At 48.9% G+C, this 17589-nt stretch carries 13 protein-coding genes and 2 pseudogenes; 13 read left to right on the top strand and 2 right to left on the bottom strand.

Annotated features, from left to right (window positions below):
* Window positions 1–107 precede the first annotated feature (107 nt).
* The 5 genes from K7399_RS01555 (at window position 108) to K7399_RS01575 (ending at window position 6274) form a co-directional block, all read left to right on the top strand.
* Window positions 108–1340 carry a pyridoxal-phosphate-dependent aminotransferase family protein gene (locus K7399_RS01555; protein ID WP_028977797.1) on the top strand — a complete coding sequence of 411 codons (1233 nt, stop codon included), beginning with the start codon at window positions 108–110 and terminating at the stop codon, window positions 1338–1340.
* A gap of 84 nt (window positions 1341–1424) precedes the next feature.
* Window positions 1425–2774: an allantoinase gene (locus K7399_RS01560; protein ID WP_028977796.1), complete on the top strand. Its 1350-nt coding sequence runs from the start codon at window positions 1425–1427 to the stop codon at window positions 2772–2774.
* 434 nt (window positions 2775–3208) lie between these two features.
* Complete coding sequence (locus tag K7399_RS01565) at window positions 3209–4678, top strand: NCS1 family nucleobase:cation symporter-1 (protein WP_028977795.1); 1470 nt, start codon at window positions 3209–3211, stop codon at window positions 4676–4678.
* A 194-nt stretch (window positions 4679–4872) separates the two neighbouring features.
* Window positions 4873–5829 (top strand): mannose-6-phosphate isomerase, class I, encoded by a 957-nt coding sequence (gene manA / locus K7399_RS01570; RefSeq protein ID WP_028977794.1) that lies wholly within the window; start codon window positions 4873–4875, stop codon window positions 5827–5829.
* Between the two features lies 1 nt (window position 5830).
* Window positions 5831–6274 carry a hypothetical protein gene (locus tag K7399_RS01575; RefSeq protein ID WP_128166351.1) on the top strand — a complete coding sequence of 148 codons (444 nt, stop codon included), beginning with the start codon at window positions 5831–5833 and terminating at the stop codon, window positions 6272–6274.
* A 45-nt stretch (window positions 6275–6319) separates the two neighbouring features.
* Here K7399_RS01575 and K7399_RS01580 read toward each other — a convergent pair whose 3' ends face one another.
* Entirely contained in the window at window positions 6320–7183 is an 864-nt protein-coding gene (locus K7399_RS01580; protein WP_028977792.1) for an NAD(P)-dependent oxidoreductase, read from the bottom strand.
* Window positions 7184–7371: 188 nt separating this feature from the next.
* On the opposite strand from K7399_RS01580, the gene K7399_RS01585 reads away from it, so the two are divergent.
* Both K7399_RS01585 and K7399_RS01590 read left to right on the top strand, forming a co-directional pair.
* Window positions 7372–8271 (top strand): peptidase U32 family protein, encoded by a 900-nt coding sequence (locus tag K7399_RS01585; protein WP_028977791.1) that lies wholly within the window; start codon window positions 7372–7374, stop codon window positions 8269–8271.
* Between the two features lie 42 nt (window positions 8272–8313).
* On the top strand, window positions 8314–9534 hold the full coding sequence (locus K7399_RS01590) for a peptidase U32 family protein (RefSeq protein WP_028977790.1): 1221 nt from the start codon (window positions 8314–8316) through the stop codon (window positions 9532–9534).
* 195 nt (window positions 9535–9729) lie between these two features.
* On the opposite strand, the pseudogene K7399_RS01595 reads toward K7399_RS01590, so the two are convergent.
* A pseudogene (locus K7399_RS01595) lies at window positions 9730–11167 on the bottom strand (aminotransferase-like domain-containing protein).
* A 180-nt stretch (window positions 11168–11347) separates the two neighbouring features.
* Between K7399_RS01595 and K7399_RS01600 the strand changes: the two are divergent.
* The 6 genes and pseudogenes from K7399_RS01600 (at window position 11348) to cas6 (ending at window position 17585) form a co-directional block, all read left to right on the top strand.
* A complete protein-coding gene (locus tag K7399_RS01600) occupies window positions 11348–11962 on the top strand; it encodes a LysE/ArgO family amino acid transporter (protein ID WP_028977789.1) in 615 nt (204 codons plus the stop codon).
* A 146-nt stretch (window positions 11963–12108) separates the two neighbouring features.
* A complete protein-coding gene (locus K7399_RS01605) occupies window positions 12109–13296 on the top strand; it encodes a glycosyltransferase family 4 protein (RefSeq protein ID WP_037563849.1) in 1188 nt (395 codons plus the stop codon).
* Window positions 13277–14383, top strand: a complete 1107-nt coding sequence (locus tag K7399_RS01610; protein ID WP_028977788.1) for a hypothetical protein — start codon at window positions 13277–13279, stop codon at window positions 14381–14383. The genes K7399_RS01605 and K7399_RS01610 overlap by 20 nt, the downstream gene beginning before the upstream one ends.
* A gap of 608 nt (window positions 14384–14991) precedes the next feature.
* Entirely contained in the window at window positions 14992–16227 is a 1236-nt protein-coding gene (locus tag K7399_RS01615) for an MFS transporter (RefSeq protein WP_223362578.1), read from the top strand.
* Window positions 16228–16368: 141 nt separating this feature from the next.
* Window positions 16369–16554, top strand: a pseudogene (locus K7399_RS01620) (helix-turn-helix domain-containing protein); the annotation flags it as partial.
* Between the two features lie 299 nt (window positions 16555–16853).
* Window positions 16854–17585 carry a CRISPR-associated endoribonuclease Cas6 gene (cas6, locus tag K7399_RS01625; RefSeq protein WP_081791808.1) on the top strand — a complete coding sequence of 244 codons (732 nt, stop codon included), beginning with the start codon at window positions 16854–16856 and terminating at the stop codon, window positions 17583–17585.
* Window positions 17586–17589: the final 4 nt, after the last annotated feature.

Raw genomic sequence — 17589 nt, forward strand, 5'->3', positions numbered from 1 at the left:
ATGCTGATCTCATCAGCACGAGGAGCCAAATTTTAAACGTTCTGATTTTGCAAGAAAAATCTTACGATAAAAAAGTGAAAGAAGTGAGTGTTGTGTCGCGTTATCCTATGCTCCAGACACCGCCGAGGATGATCATGACCCCAGGGCCGGTCGCGGTTGATCCGCGTGTTCTGCGTGCGATGTCCTTGCCGATTCTTGGTCAATTCGACCCTGCGTTTACGAAGATCATGAATGAAGTGATGGTGATGCTGCGCGCATCGTTTCAGACGAAAAATCATTGGGCACACCCGATTGACGGAACATCACGCGCCGGATTGGAAGCAATGATTGCCAGTCTCGTTGAACCTGGAGATCGAATGCTTGTCCCGATCTACGGACGCTTTGGTGATCTGTTTGTTGAAATCGGCGAGCGCTATGGCGCAGAGATCCACACCTTGAACTGCCCATGGGGGACGGTTTTTGATCCGGAAGCGATCATTGCTGAAATTAAAAAGGTAAGGCCGAAAGTAGTCGCACTGGTTCACGGGGAAACTTCCACAGGACGGATGCAGCCGTTGGCGGAAGTAGGTAAGGCTTGCCGCGAGCTGGATGTTTTGCTCGTCGTTGATGCAGTTGCAACCTATTGCGGCGCGGATGTGCGTGCCGATGAATGGAACATTGATGCGCTGATCGGCGGCGCGCAAAAATGCTTGTCGATTCCATCGGGCATTGTCCCATTGACGTACAATGATCGCGTGGATCAAGTAATTAAGCGTCGTAAAAAAGTGGAACGCGGGATTGCAACGGACGCCGACCGGCTGGCCGGATCAAGCACGCCGGTTCGTAGCAACTATTTTGATCTGAGCCAGCTGCAGGATTACTGGAGCGAGCGGCGTCTTAACCACCATACAGAGGCGACATCAATGGAGTATGCACTGCATGAAGGGTTGCGGCTCGTTTTAGAAGAGGGGCTGGAAAATCGTTTTAAACGGCACAAGGTGAACGAGGCGGCATTGATGGCAGGCGTGGAAGCAATGGGGCTCCGCTTGTTCGGCGATCCGAAGTGCAAAATGCCTACGGTAACCTGCGTCTCCGTGCCGGACGGTGTGAACGCCGATGCGGTTCGTGACATTTTGCTCAACCACTTCGGCATTGAAATTGCCGGCTCGTTCGGCGCGCTGCAAGGCAAGATCTGGCGTATCGGCACGATGGGCTATGCCTGCCGTGAAGACTGCGTGCTGCATGTGCTTGCCGGACTCGAAGCAGCACTGATTCGCTGCGGTGCCAAGATTGACCGTGGTAAAGCATTGCAAGCGGCTATGGATGTCTATACTCAGAAGCAGATAGCTGTAGAAAATTAAACGCACGGTTGCTTGAATGACAGAAATGAAGAGGCATGCAAGCAAATCATTTGATAAAAGCAATGAGGAGGGGCGGTAAACGTGATGGCCTATGATCTGCTGATAAAAAACGGTTCGGTTGTGCTCAGTGATGAAGTGACGAAATTAGATCTTGCCATAAAAGAGGGGCGGATCGTTGCGCTCGGTGAAGCGATCGACGGTGAAGCGCAGCAGGTAATCGATGCAGAAGGAAAAACAGTTTTTCCCGGCATGATCGATATTCATGTTCATTTTGATGATCCCGGACGTACGCAATGGGAAGGGTTTGAGACGGGCTCGGCAATGCTCGCTGCCGGCGGCTGTACTGCTTTTTTCGACATGCCCTTGAATGGAATTCCGTCGACCGTTACGAAACAAGCGTTTGAGGATAAAGTGGCGCTCGGTGAAGCGAAATCGTGCATCGATTTTGCGCTTTGGGGCGGTCTTGTTCCCGATCATCTCGACGATCTGCAGGATTTGTTCGATTGCGGGGCCATCGGTTTCAAAGCATTTCTCTCACCATCGGGCAACGCTGAATTCAAATCCGTGGATGACTTGTCTCTGCTTGCCGGTATGCGAAAAATAGCCGAGTTCGGCGGTATTCTGGCACTGCATTCCGAGAGTGCACCAATGGTTACTTTTCTGCAGCAGGAAAAATTGAATCAAGGACGAACCGGCTTTGATGACTATGCCGAATCACGCCCGCCGCTCGCCGAAGTCGAAGCGGTTTCGCGTGCACTCCTCTTTGCTGAATTAACCGGCTGCGCGCTTCACTTTGTACATATCAGCACCGTCAGAGCCGTTCAGCGCATCCAAGCGGCGAAAAAGGCAGGGCTCAACGTTACACTGGAAACCTGTCCCCATTATTTGCTCTATAATCACGATGATTTCAAAAAGCGTGGTGTTGTCGGAAAATGTGCGCCGCCACTGCGCAGTGAAGCCGAACGGATCGGCTTGACGGATCGGCTCCTGCAGGGGCAAATCGATCTCATTTCTTCCGATCACTCCCCCTGTGAGTGGAAGGATAAAGACAAAGAAAATCTATTTGAAGCCTGGGGCGGCATCAGCGGTGGTCAATTCTCATTGCTGAGCGCGATTGAAATTGCTCTAGATCATGAAATCTCACTGACGAAGGTCGCCGAATGGACGGCGCGCCATCCCGCCGAGCGCTTTGGCTTGTCGGCATGTAAAGGAGCAATCGCCATTGGAAAAGATGCCGATCTGGCGATTGTCGATTTGAACCAAACGGAGCGGGTCACCCGTGAACGCTTGCTGCAACGGAACGCGTTCAGTTTGTACGAGGGTCGCATCTTCCCGGCAAAGGTGCTGACCACGATCAACCGCGGTACCGTCGTTTATTCTGAGGGAAAGATTAACAGCAGCGCCCGCGGTCGCTGGATCTCGGCAAAAGCATAACAACTAAAACGACGAAGCGATACCCACAATGTGCGGCATCGCTTTTTTTCGTAGGAGTCACATAATTGCTCGGGCGCCCGCGGTCGTGCCCTGTTGATGCGAGCGGCTGGAGTGACCGTCAGACAAAAGATTGTGGGCGCCAAGCCGGCATCCTGCGGAAGTAAGGACCGGGCGTAACTTGGTTTTTCTAACGTTAATGATTGTAATAAAATATAACATTATAAATCCAGCGTTTGTTTAAATTAATTAATTTTAGAAAAACATTTAGTTGTCTTGACTAATGACGAGCATAATTTTCTGTACTAATCTATATATTGTGAAAATTAATAACGTTAGTTGTTAGGAATCCGAACAATGAAGCTGTTGAATCCGTTGCGGAAAGCGGCGGATCGTGCCGAGCGTGTTTGTGCATTTAACTGAAAGAAGGGTTATGGATGGAGAAAGCCAGTCAAGCTATTTTCACAGGAACGGTTTCAAGCGCCAGTCACCGTCTGTACAACGAAGATTTAGCACCGGCACGCGAGCGGCGCTGGACGACTTACAGTCTGCTCTCGATGTGGATGTCCGACGTGCACAGCATCGGGACCTATACGTTCGCGGCGGGGCTCTTTTTTCTCGGTTTAACCGGCTGGGAAGTGCTTGTTGCGGAAATTATTGGTGCAGTTGTGGTGATGTATTTGGCAAATATGACCGGTGTTGCCGGAACGAAGCTCGGGGTTCCTTATCCCGTGCTCTCGCGTATTTCCTTTGGTGTGTTTGGAGGGAATGTGCCGGCTTTGATTCGCGGGATCATTGCGATTTTCTGGTATGGCATTCAAACGTATCTGTCTTCGGTCGCCGTTGTTGCGATCCTGCTTTTGATCTTTCCAGATATGAAGTCGATGATGGGGACAACTTTTCTCGGACTGTCTGCTCCTGGCTGGATCGGTTTTCTGTTCCTTTGGGCTTTGCAATTTTTCATTTTTAACTATGGAATGGAATTTATCCGAAAGTTTGATAACTTTTGTGGACCGGTTGTCTATGCGATGATGCTGATCTTAATCGGATGGATGACGTTTAAGGCGGGCGGCAAAATCGATATCGGTGCCAGTCCGGTAAAGGTTTCTTCCGGCCAAGCAATTGTCCAATTCTTCAGTGCCATTTCGCTTGTCATCGCATACTTTTCAACCATCATTCTCAATGTCAGCGACTTTACTCGCTTTTCTCCATCAGTAAAAACAACAAAACGCGGCAATTTCTGGGGACTTCCTGTCAACTTTACGGCCTTTTCGCTGGCCAGCGTGGTGATCACGGCCGGAACTATTACCGTTTTCGGAAAGGCGATTACCGATCCGGTGCTGCTGATTCAGCGTGTCGACAATCCCTTTTTCCTGATCGTCGGTGCGCTGGTTTTCATCATTGCCACAATGGGGGTTAACATTGTGGCGAATCTCGTTTCGCCGGCTTATGATTTTGCCAATGTTGCGCCGAAACGGATTAACTTCCGGCGTGGAGCGATGATTACTTCGGTTCTGTCGGTGGTGGTCATGCCATGGCAAGTGTATGCCAATCCAATTGCCGTAAACTATTTTCTTGGCGGTCTAGGCGCTTTTCTCGGCCCGATTTTTGCGATTATTATCGTTGACTATTATTTAATTAAACACGGGAAAATCAACGTTCAGGACTTGTATCAAGAAGGTGCCGATCATGCCTATTGGTATACAAAAGGCTATCATATGAAAGCATTTGCTGCGTTTCTGATCGGTGTCGTGATTACAGTTCCTCTGGCATTGTTCCCTGCATTTTCAGCAGTCGCTGCGTTCTCATGGCCGATCGGCGTCCTCGTGACAGGCGTTGTTTATCGCATATTCATGCCAAACCACAGCTTGGTAAAATCCGATGCAGCGGTGACGGATGCGCAGTAAAGTCAACCATTTGCTACGAGACGAACCAAAATAACAAGTCGCCTCAAACGTCATTTTTGACGGTGAGGCACTTTTTTTGCTCATCGGGTCTGAGAAAAGTGTGACACATCGCTTCGAATAACCATCGATTTCCTGTCACAAAAAGAATGGTATAATAGAAAACGGATTGTATAGAACGGGGGACGATTTCAGAGATGGATAAAACACCGCTTTTTCTAGAACCTGCGCTTCATGAAAAAATCTGGGGAGGATCGCGTCTGCGTGATGTGTTCGGTTACACGATTCCAAGTGAAACGACCGGCGAATGTTGGGGCATTTCCGCGCACCCGAACGGACCGGCCGTGATTAAAAACGGAACGCTTTCCGGAAAAACCTTGGCCGATGCCTGGGCATCAAATAGAGAGCTGTTCGACAACTACTCAGGCGACGACTTTCCGCTGCTGACGAAAATACTGGACGCGCGGACGGATCTGTCGGTACAGGTACATCCGGATGACGCCTATGCGCAAACGCACGAGCATGTACCGTTCGGAAAAACGGAGTGCTGGTACATCATTGATTGTGATGAAGATTCGGAAATTGTGTACGGCCATACGGCGCAAACACGTGAAGAATTTAAGCAGGACGTTGCTGAGAAAAAGTGGGACAGCCTGCTGCGCCGTGTCAAAGTGAAACCGGGCGACTTTTTTTATGTGCCAAGCGGAACGATTCATGCCATCTGCGGCGGCTGTCTGATTCTTGAAACGCAGCAGAGCTCGGATACAACCTACCGCGTTTATGATTATGACCGTCCGGGTTCAGATGGAAAACCGCGCGAACTGCACATCCAGCAATCGATTGATGTTGCCAACTGTCCGCATGTTGACCCAAGTCTGACCTACCATGTTCGTCAAGAAGCGGAGGCAAAGTTCACCGAATTGCTTCGTGAGCATCTTTTTACCGTATCGCATTGGGATGTACGCGGCCGCACCGAACCAATCCAGAAGAATTGGCCGTTTCTGTTAATGAGTGTTCTTGATGGGAAAGGCACGCTGCAAATCGAGGGCACGCGCTATGATCTGAAAAAAGGCGATCATCTGGTTGTACCTGCTGCGGTTCAAACGCTGCAGCTGCTCGGCACCATGGATTTGATCGTCTCCAATCCGGTATAACATGAGGCGAAAGCGAAAAAGGCCGACAATCTTGGTCGTTGGCGCTTCACATTCAGATGGTGCGCTTCCGTTTGCAGGTGTGCAGATTGCCAACCGCGCGCACCGCAACCGTAGAAAAGCGGCGGTGGTCAGCAGCTGCACTCAAGGAACGGCGCGTGTATTTTTTCTGCACAGCAGCGGGGAAACGCTTGGAGAAGAGGAACTGCCGATTGTGAAACGGAGCATCATGCGCAGCAGCGTGATTTTACTGCTGCAGCATGCGGCGGTCGGTGTTGCCCTGCAAGCAGCGGCGATTGCCAAAACGCATAATGTGAATGTGATGATCGATCCTGATCCGATGCTTGCCTTGCCGGAAAAGATCAAGCGGGCAGCGGATCAATTGCTGCAGGCAAAGCAGCAACGACGCGCCACTGTGAAAAAATGGAAAAAAAGACGTATCAAATAAAAAGGAGCAAGGGGTTTACGGCCTCTTGCTCCTTAATCGTTTCAATTAGTGCTTTTTCAGCAAATCATAGATGGTTGCAAAATCATAATCACCTTTTCCCTGCTGCTGGCAGAGTCCGTAAAACGCTTTGACCAGATTAGATAGTGGCAGCGCAAAGCCATGTCCGTATGCTTCTTCAGAAGCCAGTTCCATATCCTTATAGATACTGTTGACTTTAAAATCGGCATTCTCGAAGTCTTCCTTCAGCATCTTGTTTTCCTTGAAATGAAGGATCGGTGCTGCGGTTGGCCCGGCGAAGAGCGATTGAATGACGCCTTCCTTGTCCAGACCGAGACGCTCTCCGAATGCGACTGCTTCTGCAAACGCGGCAACCGATTGGCCGAGCATCAGATTGTTGACAAGCTTCATCGCGGTTCCGGCTCCATTCGCTCCTTTATGATGGACGGCTTTGCCCATCACATTGAGCAGCGGATGAACTTCTTCAAGATCAGCGGCATCGCCACCAACAAAGAAGAGCAGTTCGCCCTTTTCAGCCGGTCCCGTTGATCCGGCAACCGGCGCGTCTAGAAAGCGAATCTTTTTCTCGTTCGCACGCTTTGCTAACTGTACCGACTGTGTCGGACTGATCGTGCTGCTGTCGATCCAAAGACTGCCCGGCTTCATGCCGGCGAGCAGTCCCTGTTCGCCATAGGCAACGGCATCAACTGCTTTCGGATCGGCAAGCATCGTGAACACGATGTCTGCTTGGCTGCCGACTTCCTTAGGGGATGACGTACCCTTTGCGCCTTTCTCAATCAGTGGCTGCATTTTTGACTGGGTACGATTGTAGATGACAAGATCATTTCCTGCATCGAGCAGGCGGCCGGCCATGCGGCTGCCCATGAGTCCAATTCCGATAAAACCGATCATTCGTTGGTTCTCCTTCCTTGCGGTACCGCAAAAGCAGTACCGCCGCGTGTCAACGTCTTTTCTACAAAAAGCATAGCACACGCGGTGGAAAATACACATTAAATTGCCTTATCTCAAAGGTTCGGCATCAACAGTGTCATGTTATAATGAGAACAGCTATTGCTTGAAAAACGGAGGTTATTTTTTTGATTGAACTTATTGCTACTGCAGAGTCATTGGAGCAGGCAGAAGCGCTTTTGGACGTGGGCGCGGATCGGCTTTACATTGGTGGGCATCCCTTTGGTCTTCGCCTGCCGCAGCCGCTCAGTCTCGAACAAATCGAAGACGTGATCAAGCGAGCGCATCAGCGCGGCAAGAAGGTCACGGTTTCGTGTAACGCCTTGATGCACAATCAGCAGATCGCGCAGCTGCCGGACTACTTGCAGAAGTTAGCCGATTTCGGTGCCGATGCGGTTGCAATCGGTGATCCGGGCGCGATGTTTACACTAAAAGAATTGAAACTGGAACTGCCGTTTGTTTACGATGCAGGAACACTTGTGACCTCGGCAGAACAAATCGCTTTTTGGGTCAATCAAGGCGCTTCCGGGGCGGTTGCCGCTCGCGAGCTAACCTTGAAGGAGTTGTTTGCGATGCAGAAGAAACTCAAGCAGCCGGTTGAAGTTCAGGTCTATGGCCCGACCTGCATCCATCAATCAGGGCGGCCGCTGCTTACCAATTATTTCACCTATACCCATGCGGAAGCGCCCGATCAACAATTGTTTTTGCGTGATCCGAAAAATGCAGACAGCCAGTATCCGATTTTCGAGGATGAAGACGGGACACATATTTTCTCGACTGAAGATCTGTCGCTGATTGGTCAGCTCGGCGCGATGCAGGAACATGGATTAAAGACATGGAAGCTGGATGGTGTACTGCTTCACGGTGACCGCTTTGTCCGCATTGTTGCACTGTTTGATGAAGCAAGACGTGCAGTCGAGGCGGGCGCGTTTGTTCCGGAAAGCTTTGCCAACCGATTGGCTAAACTGCAGCCGGCACACCGTCCACTCGGCACCGGCTTTTATTTGAAGAATCCTGAAGATGTCCATTGATCTAGGCAGAGGAGCTCAGAACTACAGCAAGGGAGAACGAACATGACAGTAATAAAAAATAAACCAGAGGTACTTGCGCCGGCAGGTAATCTGGAAAAATTAAAAATGGCGATTCGTTATGGCGCAGATGCGGTTTATATCGGCGGACAAGCCTATGGATTGCGCTCACGTGCCGGAAACTTTTCCTATGAAGAGATGGCGGAAGGGGTTGCGTTTGCTCACGCGCGCGGCGCGAAAGTATTTGTTGCGGCGAATATGGTGACGCACGAAGGCGATGCCGGAGGCGCTGATGCGTTTTTCAAAACGTTGCAATCTATCGGCATCGACGCGGTGATCATTTCTGATCCGGCAATGATTACGATCTGTGCACAAGCGGCACCGGGTTTGGCGATTCATCTGTCCACACAGGCGTCGGCAACCAATTATAAAACGCTTGAATTCTGGAAAAGCCTCGGTTTGGAACGGGTCGTTCTTGCCCGCGAAGTAGGTATTGAAGAAATACGCGAAATGCGCCGCCATACGGATATTGAGATTGAAGCGTTTGTTCATGGCGCGATGTGTATCGCTTATTCCGGACGCTGCACCCTTTCCAATCATATGGTAAATCGCGACGCCAATCGCGGCGGCTGCGCGCAATCCTGCCGCTGGAAATATGACCTATTCGACATGGATGAGGGCGAGGCGCGCAGCCACATACAGGACGGCGAGCCGTTCTCAATGAGCGCCGTTGATCTGGCGATGCTGCGTCACCTGCCGGATATGATCGACGCCGGCGTGAACAGTCTTAAAATTGAGGGGCGAATGAAGTCGATTCATTACGTATCGACCGTTGCCAATGTCTATCGGAATGCGGTTGACGCATATTGTGAGGATCCGGAACACTTCCGCTTCGATCCGGCATGGGAAGAGGAGATCTGGAAAGTGGCTCAGCGTGATCTGTCGACCGGCTTCTATTATGGTGTTCCTGGCGAGAAGGAGCAGCTGTTCGGCAAGCCGCGCAAGATTCCGAAATACACGTTTGCCGCGCAAGTGCTCGACTATAATCCGGAGACGCATCTGGCTACCTTAGAGCAGCGCAATCATTTCGGTGTCGGTGAAGAAGTGGAATTCTACGGACCAGGTTTTGTCCATTTTAAACAGACGGTACGCGATCTGTGGAACGAAGACGGCGAGCCGATCGATCGGGCACCGAATCCGATGATGACCGTCACCATGACCGTCGATGCACCGGTTGAACCTTACTTCTTAATGCGAAAAAAGTGAGAGATGATTTAAGAGAACCTTCGTTCAGCTTGAGCGGAGGTTTTTTGCGTGCGCCCGCCATCGACGACAGCTGATGCACTAAGCCGCGAGACCCTTAATCGAGCTAAGCTTTACACGTTTTCGCTACGACTTTAACGAGGTTAGGTACGACTTTAACGAGGTTAGGTACAACTTTGACTGATTGCCTGTAACCGTTTAGTTTGCCAGTTCCAATACGATTTTCCGTAATCGCTGCATGGCCTGCTCCATTTCTTGCAATGATGCGTAGGCATAGGATAGCCGCAAGTAGCGGCGCGCGTTGCGATCATAGAGAACACCTGGATTGATCAGTACATCGTGACGCAAAGCGGCTTCAAAGAGCAGCTTAGGATCAATCGCCGGGAGCAGCTCCAGCCAGATGTAAAACCCGCCTGAAGGAATTTGCCATTGGCCGAGATCGGCAAAGTAGGTATGAAGCAGATCAACGAGATGATTGCGTCGCATGCGCAGCTGTTTGCGAACAAAGGCCGCATGTTCCTGATAGAGTCCGGTTCGCAGGCATTCCGCAGCCGCTAATTGCGCTAAGGAACTCGATCCATAGTCGCTTTGCATTTTAATGTCGGCGAGTCGTTCAATCACCGCTTCAGGACCAACGATCCAGCCGATTCTCAGTCCTGCGCTCAGCACTTTAGACATGCTGCCAACATAGAGGACGTTTCCAGAACGATCCATACTTTTCAAGGATGGGGGAGGAGGCGCGTCCAGCCAGAGTTCACGGTACACATCATCCTCGATAATCGGCAGCTGTTCCTGCTGGCAGACGGAAAGCAGCTGTTGCCTTCGCTTCTCCGGCATGAGCGCGCCGGTCGGATTATCAAAAGAAGGGATCGTATAAAGAATGACGCCATGATATTTTCGTTTGCACGCCGCCAAACGTTCCGGCTGCAGGCCTTCATGATCGCTTGGCAGACCAATGAAACGCATGCCTAAGGATTGAAAAACGTGAACGGAGTAAAGGTAAGAGGGCTTTGCGAGCAGCAACGATGAACCGCGGTCAAGTAATCCGCTTGAAATAAGCTGCAGGGCTTGCAGGGCTCCGGATACCACAAGAATGGAAGAAGGAGAGGCATTGATGCCGTCTGTTTTCAGATGGCGGGACAGCGCTTCACGCAGATGAAGCGCTCCTTTGGGTTCCTGATAGCCGAGTGAAAGTAGGTTTGGCGATAGCGCTTTAACTAATTCAGTGAATTTTTCGCTGGGCAGCAGTTCGGGACTGAGCTCGCCGGTTCCCATGCGAATCACCCTTGGATTAAATTCGGCTTGATTGATTTTTTGGATCATCGGAAGATTCGGTTTGTATCGGCCGGCTTCAACATAAGTGCCCCAGTCGGTTGCTTTCTTCTGCGCCATGAGGCTCCAGGTGCTATTAATCACGCGCGTACCGCCGCCGCGCCTGCCCCTCAATCAGTCCTTGTGCAGCTAGAGACTCAAGTGCAGTAATGATGGTGCTGCGATTCACATGAAAAAAAGAGGCAAGTGCGCGTTGCGATGGAAGTTTGGCACCGCTCGCCCACTCGCCGCTTGTTATTTTTTCTGCAATATAGTCTTGAATTTGACGGTACAAAGGGATAGCCGACTGGCGCTTCAATGGCATTGTTCTTCCTCCACTACTTGGTTGGCAGTCAATAGTTAATGAAAAGGCCAACTGCCTAATTTATCTATAATTTTATCATGATTTGGCTGGGTTAAAGAAAAAAGTTTGGTTGGAGACTTTTTTCTTTTTTTCAATCAAAATAAGGACTGGGGACTTATGAAACTTCAAGGGGGTTCGTCAATGCTTTCAGCTGTTATTCATGGCTTTATTCTCGCAATTGGGCTGATCTTGCCGCTTGGCGCTCAGAATATTTTTATCTTTAATCAAGGGGCACGGGCGCCGCGGATTACCGGCGCACTGGCGGCAATTATTGCCGCAGCGTTTTCGGACACATTACTCATTTTTCTAGCGGTCTCCGGAGCTTCGATGCTGCTCTTTTCCGATCCGCGCGTGCAACGGCTCATTATGGCGGGTGGCGTTCTTTTTTTAATCTGGATCGGGTTCTCAATTTGGAAGGAGCAGGCAAATATAAAGCCGAATCACGCAGAATTATTTGCGGCGAAAAAACAAGTAACCTTTGCGCTCTCGGTGTCGTTGCTCAATCCGCATGCGCTTTTGGATACCATCGGCGTGATTGGAACGAACGCACTCAATTACAGCGGCAGTGAAAAATGGGCCTTTGCTGCTGCTTGTGCGTCGGTCTCTTGGCTGTGGTTTTTCGGACTTGCCTGGTGCGGGCATGGGGTGGGCAAGATCAGTGACGGCACGCGCATCCGATCCCTCGTAAATAAGCTGTCAGCTGTGATGATTTGGGGCATTGCACTTTATCTCGCCTTTTCCTTGTTGCCGCGCTAAAGGAACATCCGTGGTTAACGGTATGTGGTCATGCGCACCTTGAATTTTCCGAAAAAAAAGACTACGATAGTGTTAGCAGTCGAATCAAGCGAGTGCTAATTCCTGTATCACGCGTAACAATCAATTTAAAGGAGTGCGATGTTGATATGAGTGAACAGGTAGCCTATGTAAGTACGTATTTGCCTCAACGGTGCGGGATTGCAACCTATACCTATCATCTAAGACAGGGCGTTCAGAAAGCGAAACGTGATGCGCTCGATGACCCGGTTGTTGTCATCAAGGACAAAGACACCGTGTATCCGAACGATCCGTTTTCCAACTGGGCGATTGAGAAAGAAAACCGCGCCGCGTATGCATGCGTCGCTGAGAAACTGAATCAAAGTTCGGTGAAAGTTGTGTCGCTGCAACATGAGTTTGGCATTTTCGGCGGAAATGCCGGTGCCTATATTCTTGATTTTGTACGCGCTTTAAAAAAACCGCTGGTCACAACCTTTCATACCGTTTTTAAAATGCCGCAAGAACCGTATGCCTCGATTCAGCGGGAGCTGGCCCAGCGAAGTGCTCGGATCGTGGTGATGAATCATAAAGCCATTTCTTATCTTAAAAACAGCTTCCATATTCCGGAAGATAAAATCGTCTTTATTCCTCATGGCACGCCGACCCCTGATCTGAAAAAACGCAACCCCTTTCGTGAGCAGGTTGGCTGGACCGACCGCAAAGTAATCATGACCTTCGGCTTTCTCAGCCGCAACAAAGGGATTGAAGCCGTTTTACGCGCGCTTCCGGAGGTGATTAAAAAAGTGCCGAACGCCCTCTATGTGATCATTGGCCAGACGCATCCCAACGTCAAACGGCAAGAAGGCGAAACATACCGCAATGAGTTAAAAACGTTCATCGATCAGCATCAGCTGCAGAATCATGTACAAATGATCGACGCCTTTATGACGGAGGACGATTTGGTTCACTATATAACCGCGTGCGATCTTTATATCACCCCGTATCCGGGAATGGATCAGATCACAAGCGGGACGCTCGCTTATGCGATTGGCCTTGGCCGCCCAATCTTAACAACGCCGTACCGCTATGCGCAGGATCTGCTCAAAGACAATCAAGAATTATTTGTTGCGTATCATGATCAAGCAGGCTGGATTGAAAAAATCGATACCTTGCTTGCTGATGACAGACTGCGCGCCTCCTACCAGGCGAAAATGGCTCAAATTGGCTTGCCGATGAGCTGGCCGCAGGTCGGCAAAAAATATCGTCAGGTTTTTTTAGAAGCCATTCAAAATGTATTGCTTTCCGGGGTGGAGCCGATTGCCAAAACGCAAAATTGAGTTGACGCATCTTAAACGGATGACGGACGATACCGGGATCGTCGAGCATGCACTGGGCAACATTCCGCGTCGCGGCGAAGGCTACGCTACCGATGACAACGCCCGCGCACTATGGCTGACCTGCAATTGGCAGCACAGGATTGCTTCTGACCCGGCAATGCGCGGCGAGGCGGAAGAACTGCAACGTCTGGCGGAAATCTATTTGTCATTTCTGTGTCATGCGCAGCAACCGGACGGCCACTTTCATAACAATTACAGCTACGACCGTTCGCCGGAAGCAGAGGAGCCCTCGGACGACTGTTTCGGCAGGTCACTTTGGGGCTGCGCGGTTGCAAGCCTGAATCTGCCTCATCCGGACAGCCGTTTTGCCGCGGCGACGCTTTTTCAAAATGGATTTCGTGCTGCAGAAATGCTCAAACACTTGCGCGGCAAGGCGTACACGCTAGCAGCAACAAGTCTCCTGCTTTCATGTAACAATGAACTGAGTCATTTGCCGCGGTTCCAGAACTTCATTCGTGAGCAGGCGCCTGAGCGGGTGGAAGCACTGGAAGCGCAGCTTCTGACTGCCTATGAACAGAATGCCGATGGCGACTGGCAATGGTTCGAACCGATGATGACTTATGGAAACGGTGTACTGCCTTGGGCGCTGTTCCATTCGTATCAAGTAACCGGAAACAGCGACGCATTGTTGATCGCTGAGGAAACACTCGACTTCCTGATTGACAAAATGACTGGGGAAGAGGGACGAATCCGGCCGATCGGCAATCGTACATGGTGTACACCGGATCACTGTGACCACTGGGATCAGCAGCCGCTCGAAGTAATGAAATTGGCGCTCGCTGCCGGGCAAGCGTACGCCGCACTGAGTAATCCGGAGCACTATTTATCCGTAATTAAGAGATGCCGCGCCTGGTTTCATGGAGAAAACGACCTGCAGCAACCGCTTGCTGATTTCAACGGCGGTTGCCATGACGGGCTGGAGCCAAGCGGTATGAACCGCAATCAAGGTGCGGAGTCGACAATTGCTTACTTGATGACCGAACTTATTTACGCGAGCAGCAGAGAAAAGGTATTATCGAAAGCATAGCTTGGCAATAAAAGAGAAAAATAAAGCATGAAAACAATGCATGTGCATTTTAGCTGGGAGGTAGCTGTGCTGCTTCTAAATCGATTTAACTTGCTCGGTGGTTGGAATCCGATCGTCAATCGGACTTCAGCCGCCGAGTTTTTCTTGTTTTGCGTTGCCGAGTCAATGAAATTGCTGTGTAACCATTGTTGCGTAGGCAGACTGGTCGAATAAGCTGCTTTCTAAATAGATTGTGTAGATATTTATTTTTTATTGCAGCACATTATGAAAATAATTTTACAAAATGGGCATGAAATGATGTCAATATATGATCCGTATGTTATTATATTGATAACTTATAAGAATGATTGATAGGCATGGCATGGTGTTTAACAAGGGCCTGATGTTCGCTTAAGCGGATTATTTTCCTTCAGCAGGACAAGTCATGTACATTAGTTTATAGGATTAACTTTCTACTTGTGCCTTATTTTCTTCTGCAGCCCGGTACATAGGTCTTGTCTGCAAAACTTTTTAATAAAGGAGATGTTCATGTGACTGATGCAAAAAAAGCAGAGCGCAAGCAGTCGCGTTATATTGCTAGTAATATATTAAAAGGCTCTTTAGGAAACATGATTGAGTGGTATGACTGGTATGTCTATGCCGCTTTTGCTGTCTACTTTTCGACGGACTTCTTTCCATCCGGTGATACAACCACGCAACTGCTGAACACGGCTGCCATATTCGCGATCGGTTTCTTAATGCGGCCGATTGGGAGTCTGATCATGGGGCGTTATGCCGATCGACATGGTCGTCGCGCGGCCTTAACCCTTTCGATTCTGATTATGGCGAGTGGTTCACTGATTATTGCCGCGACGCCGAACTATCAAACGATTGGCATTGCCGCTCCGATTATTTTGATCCTTGCACGGCTCTTCCAAGGATTGTCTCTTGGCGGGGAATACGGCACCTCAGCGACCTATCTGTCTGAAATGGCGAACAAAGGCCGCCGCGGTTTCTATTCCAGTTTCCAGTATGTGACGCTTGTCGGCGGTCAGCTCGTTGCTCTTGGCGTTCAAATCATCCTGCAATTATGGCTTAATGATGCCCAGCTTCGTGCTTGGGGCTGGCGAATTCCATTCATCATCGGAGCGCTTGGCGCACTGATCGTTCTGTGGCTGCGCTTGTCCATGGACGAATCCGAACAATTTAAGAATATGGCGAAAAGCAAGACGAAAAAAGATGCCGGAACCCTTAAGGCATTGCTGAAGTACCCGAGAGCTGTCCTGACCGTTGTCGGCTTGACACTTGGCGGTACCGTCGCTTTCTATACGTACACCACCTACCTGCAGAAATTCATGATTAACTCGGTTGGTCTTGATAAAGAGGTTGTCAGCATCATCAACTTTGTTGCGCTGCTCATCTTCCTGATCATGCAGCCGCTCGCCGGACTTCTGTCCGACCATATTGGGCGCAAACCGCTGCTGTTCTTCTTTGGCATTAGCGGTACGGTCTTGACTGTGCCTCTGTTTATGCTTATGCACAGCTCGCACAGCGTGACAGCAGCATTCTTACTGATGATGGTTGGCTTGATCATCGTTACCGGCTACACGTCAATCAATGCGATCGTTAAGGCCGAACTATTCCCAACGGAAATCCGCGCACTCGGCGTTGGCCTCCCATACGGCTTGACGGTAGCGATCTTCGGTGGTACTGCTGAATTTGTCGCCTTGTGGTTTAAGAGCCTCGGCATCGAAACCCTGTTCTTCTTTTACGTCGCCGGCTGCATCTTCATCAGTCTGATCGTTTACTGGCGCATGCAAGAATCCTCGAAGACATCGTATATTGAGGCAGAGATGATGGAGTGAGAGTTGGGATAAAATTAATAGAGGATAACAACTCCATATGATGTGATATGATCCCCTTTGAGTTGACAGATGAAATATTACAAATCTGTTGATTCAAGGGGATCATTTTATGTCTAATAGGGCTGGCTTTCTGCGGAGGAAAAACTGGTGGCGGTTAAAGATATTGTGGAAGGGAGAGAATCGCTAGGACAAGCAGCACGGAATAGTGGCGTTTCTAGGTGTACAGTCAAAGATCGGCTGCGTAAATATGATGAGTCTGGTATTGAGGGATTGAAAGATACTCATACGTGGAAAAGAACAAATCACCCTTTTGAAGGGTGGTTATGATTTACAATATGCATCCCTATAAATAGGAGACGCAACAAGGATAACCCCCAAAGTAATAAATACGCTTACTTTACTAGGCGTTGAAATGCTCGCTATGTTCTTTGTCCATGATGGCCAAAGTAATAAATACGCTTACTTTACTAGCCATAAAAATTTATGCCTACAATTGCTTGACTCAACCTAAACTCTATCTTAGGCTGATGGTTATTGAGAAATTGTGGTATAATTTAGTAGAAATATAGTTTGAATTTACTAGTTCTTCATTATTAAACAAAAAGTAAATTGCCAAAAGGAGAACGATGATGCGATTATGCATTTTATGTGATTTACAAAATGAACAAATCCCGGTAGATTACAGAAGAAAGGTACTTAGTTTGTTAAAATTAGGTTTGTCTAATACAAACAACTCACTCTACAATACCCTATATGGACTAGGGAGTAATAAGCAAAAAGACTTTGCATACAGTGCTTATATTCCTGCTCCTAAGTTCACCCAAGAAACGATTATCATAAAAGACAAAAAATTGATCATTAATTTTTCTACTAGTGATCTTGAAATTGGCATCAATGTTTATAACGCTTTTATCAATCTTCGGAAAAAACCAGTTCCATTCTCCAAAAATAATACAATCATAATTAAAGATGTCATTATTAAAAAAGAAAAACAAATTTATGATAAAAGAGTCATCTTTAAAACAATGTCTCCACTAGTTGCTAGAGATCATAACCCAAAGACAAAAAAAGATTGGTATTTTATCCATGATGACAATTCCTGGTCAGACATATTAAAACGAAATCTATCTTTTCAGCTTAAGAACAGTTCAATTCACGTTCCATTGACCGATATTGAGCAGATGAAAATACAGTCAGCAGCCATGAAAAAAACGGTTATTAAACTATACGATGTGCATGTTACATGTTCCTTAGGGACATTTAGTGTAGAATCTAAGCCTTATTTATTAAATTATCTTTACCAAACAGGTCTTGGAAGTCATAGAGGACTGGGATTTGGAATGTTGGATATTGTCTAAGGTG

The sequence above is a fragment of the Sporolactobacillus terrae genome, from assembly GCF_019930545.1.
GTDB classification, from domain to species: Bacteria; Bacillota; Bacilli; order Bacillales; family Sporolactobacillaceae; genus Sporolactobacillus; species Sporolactobacillus terrae.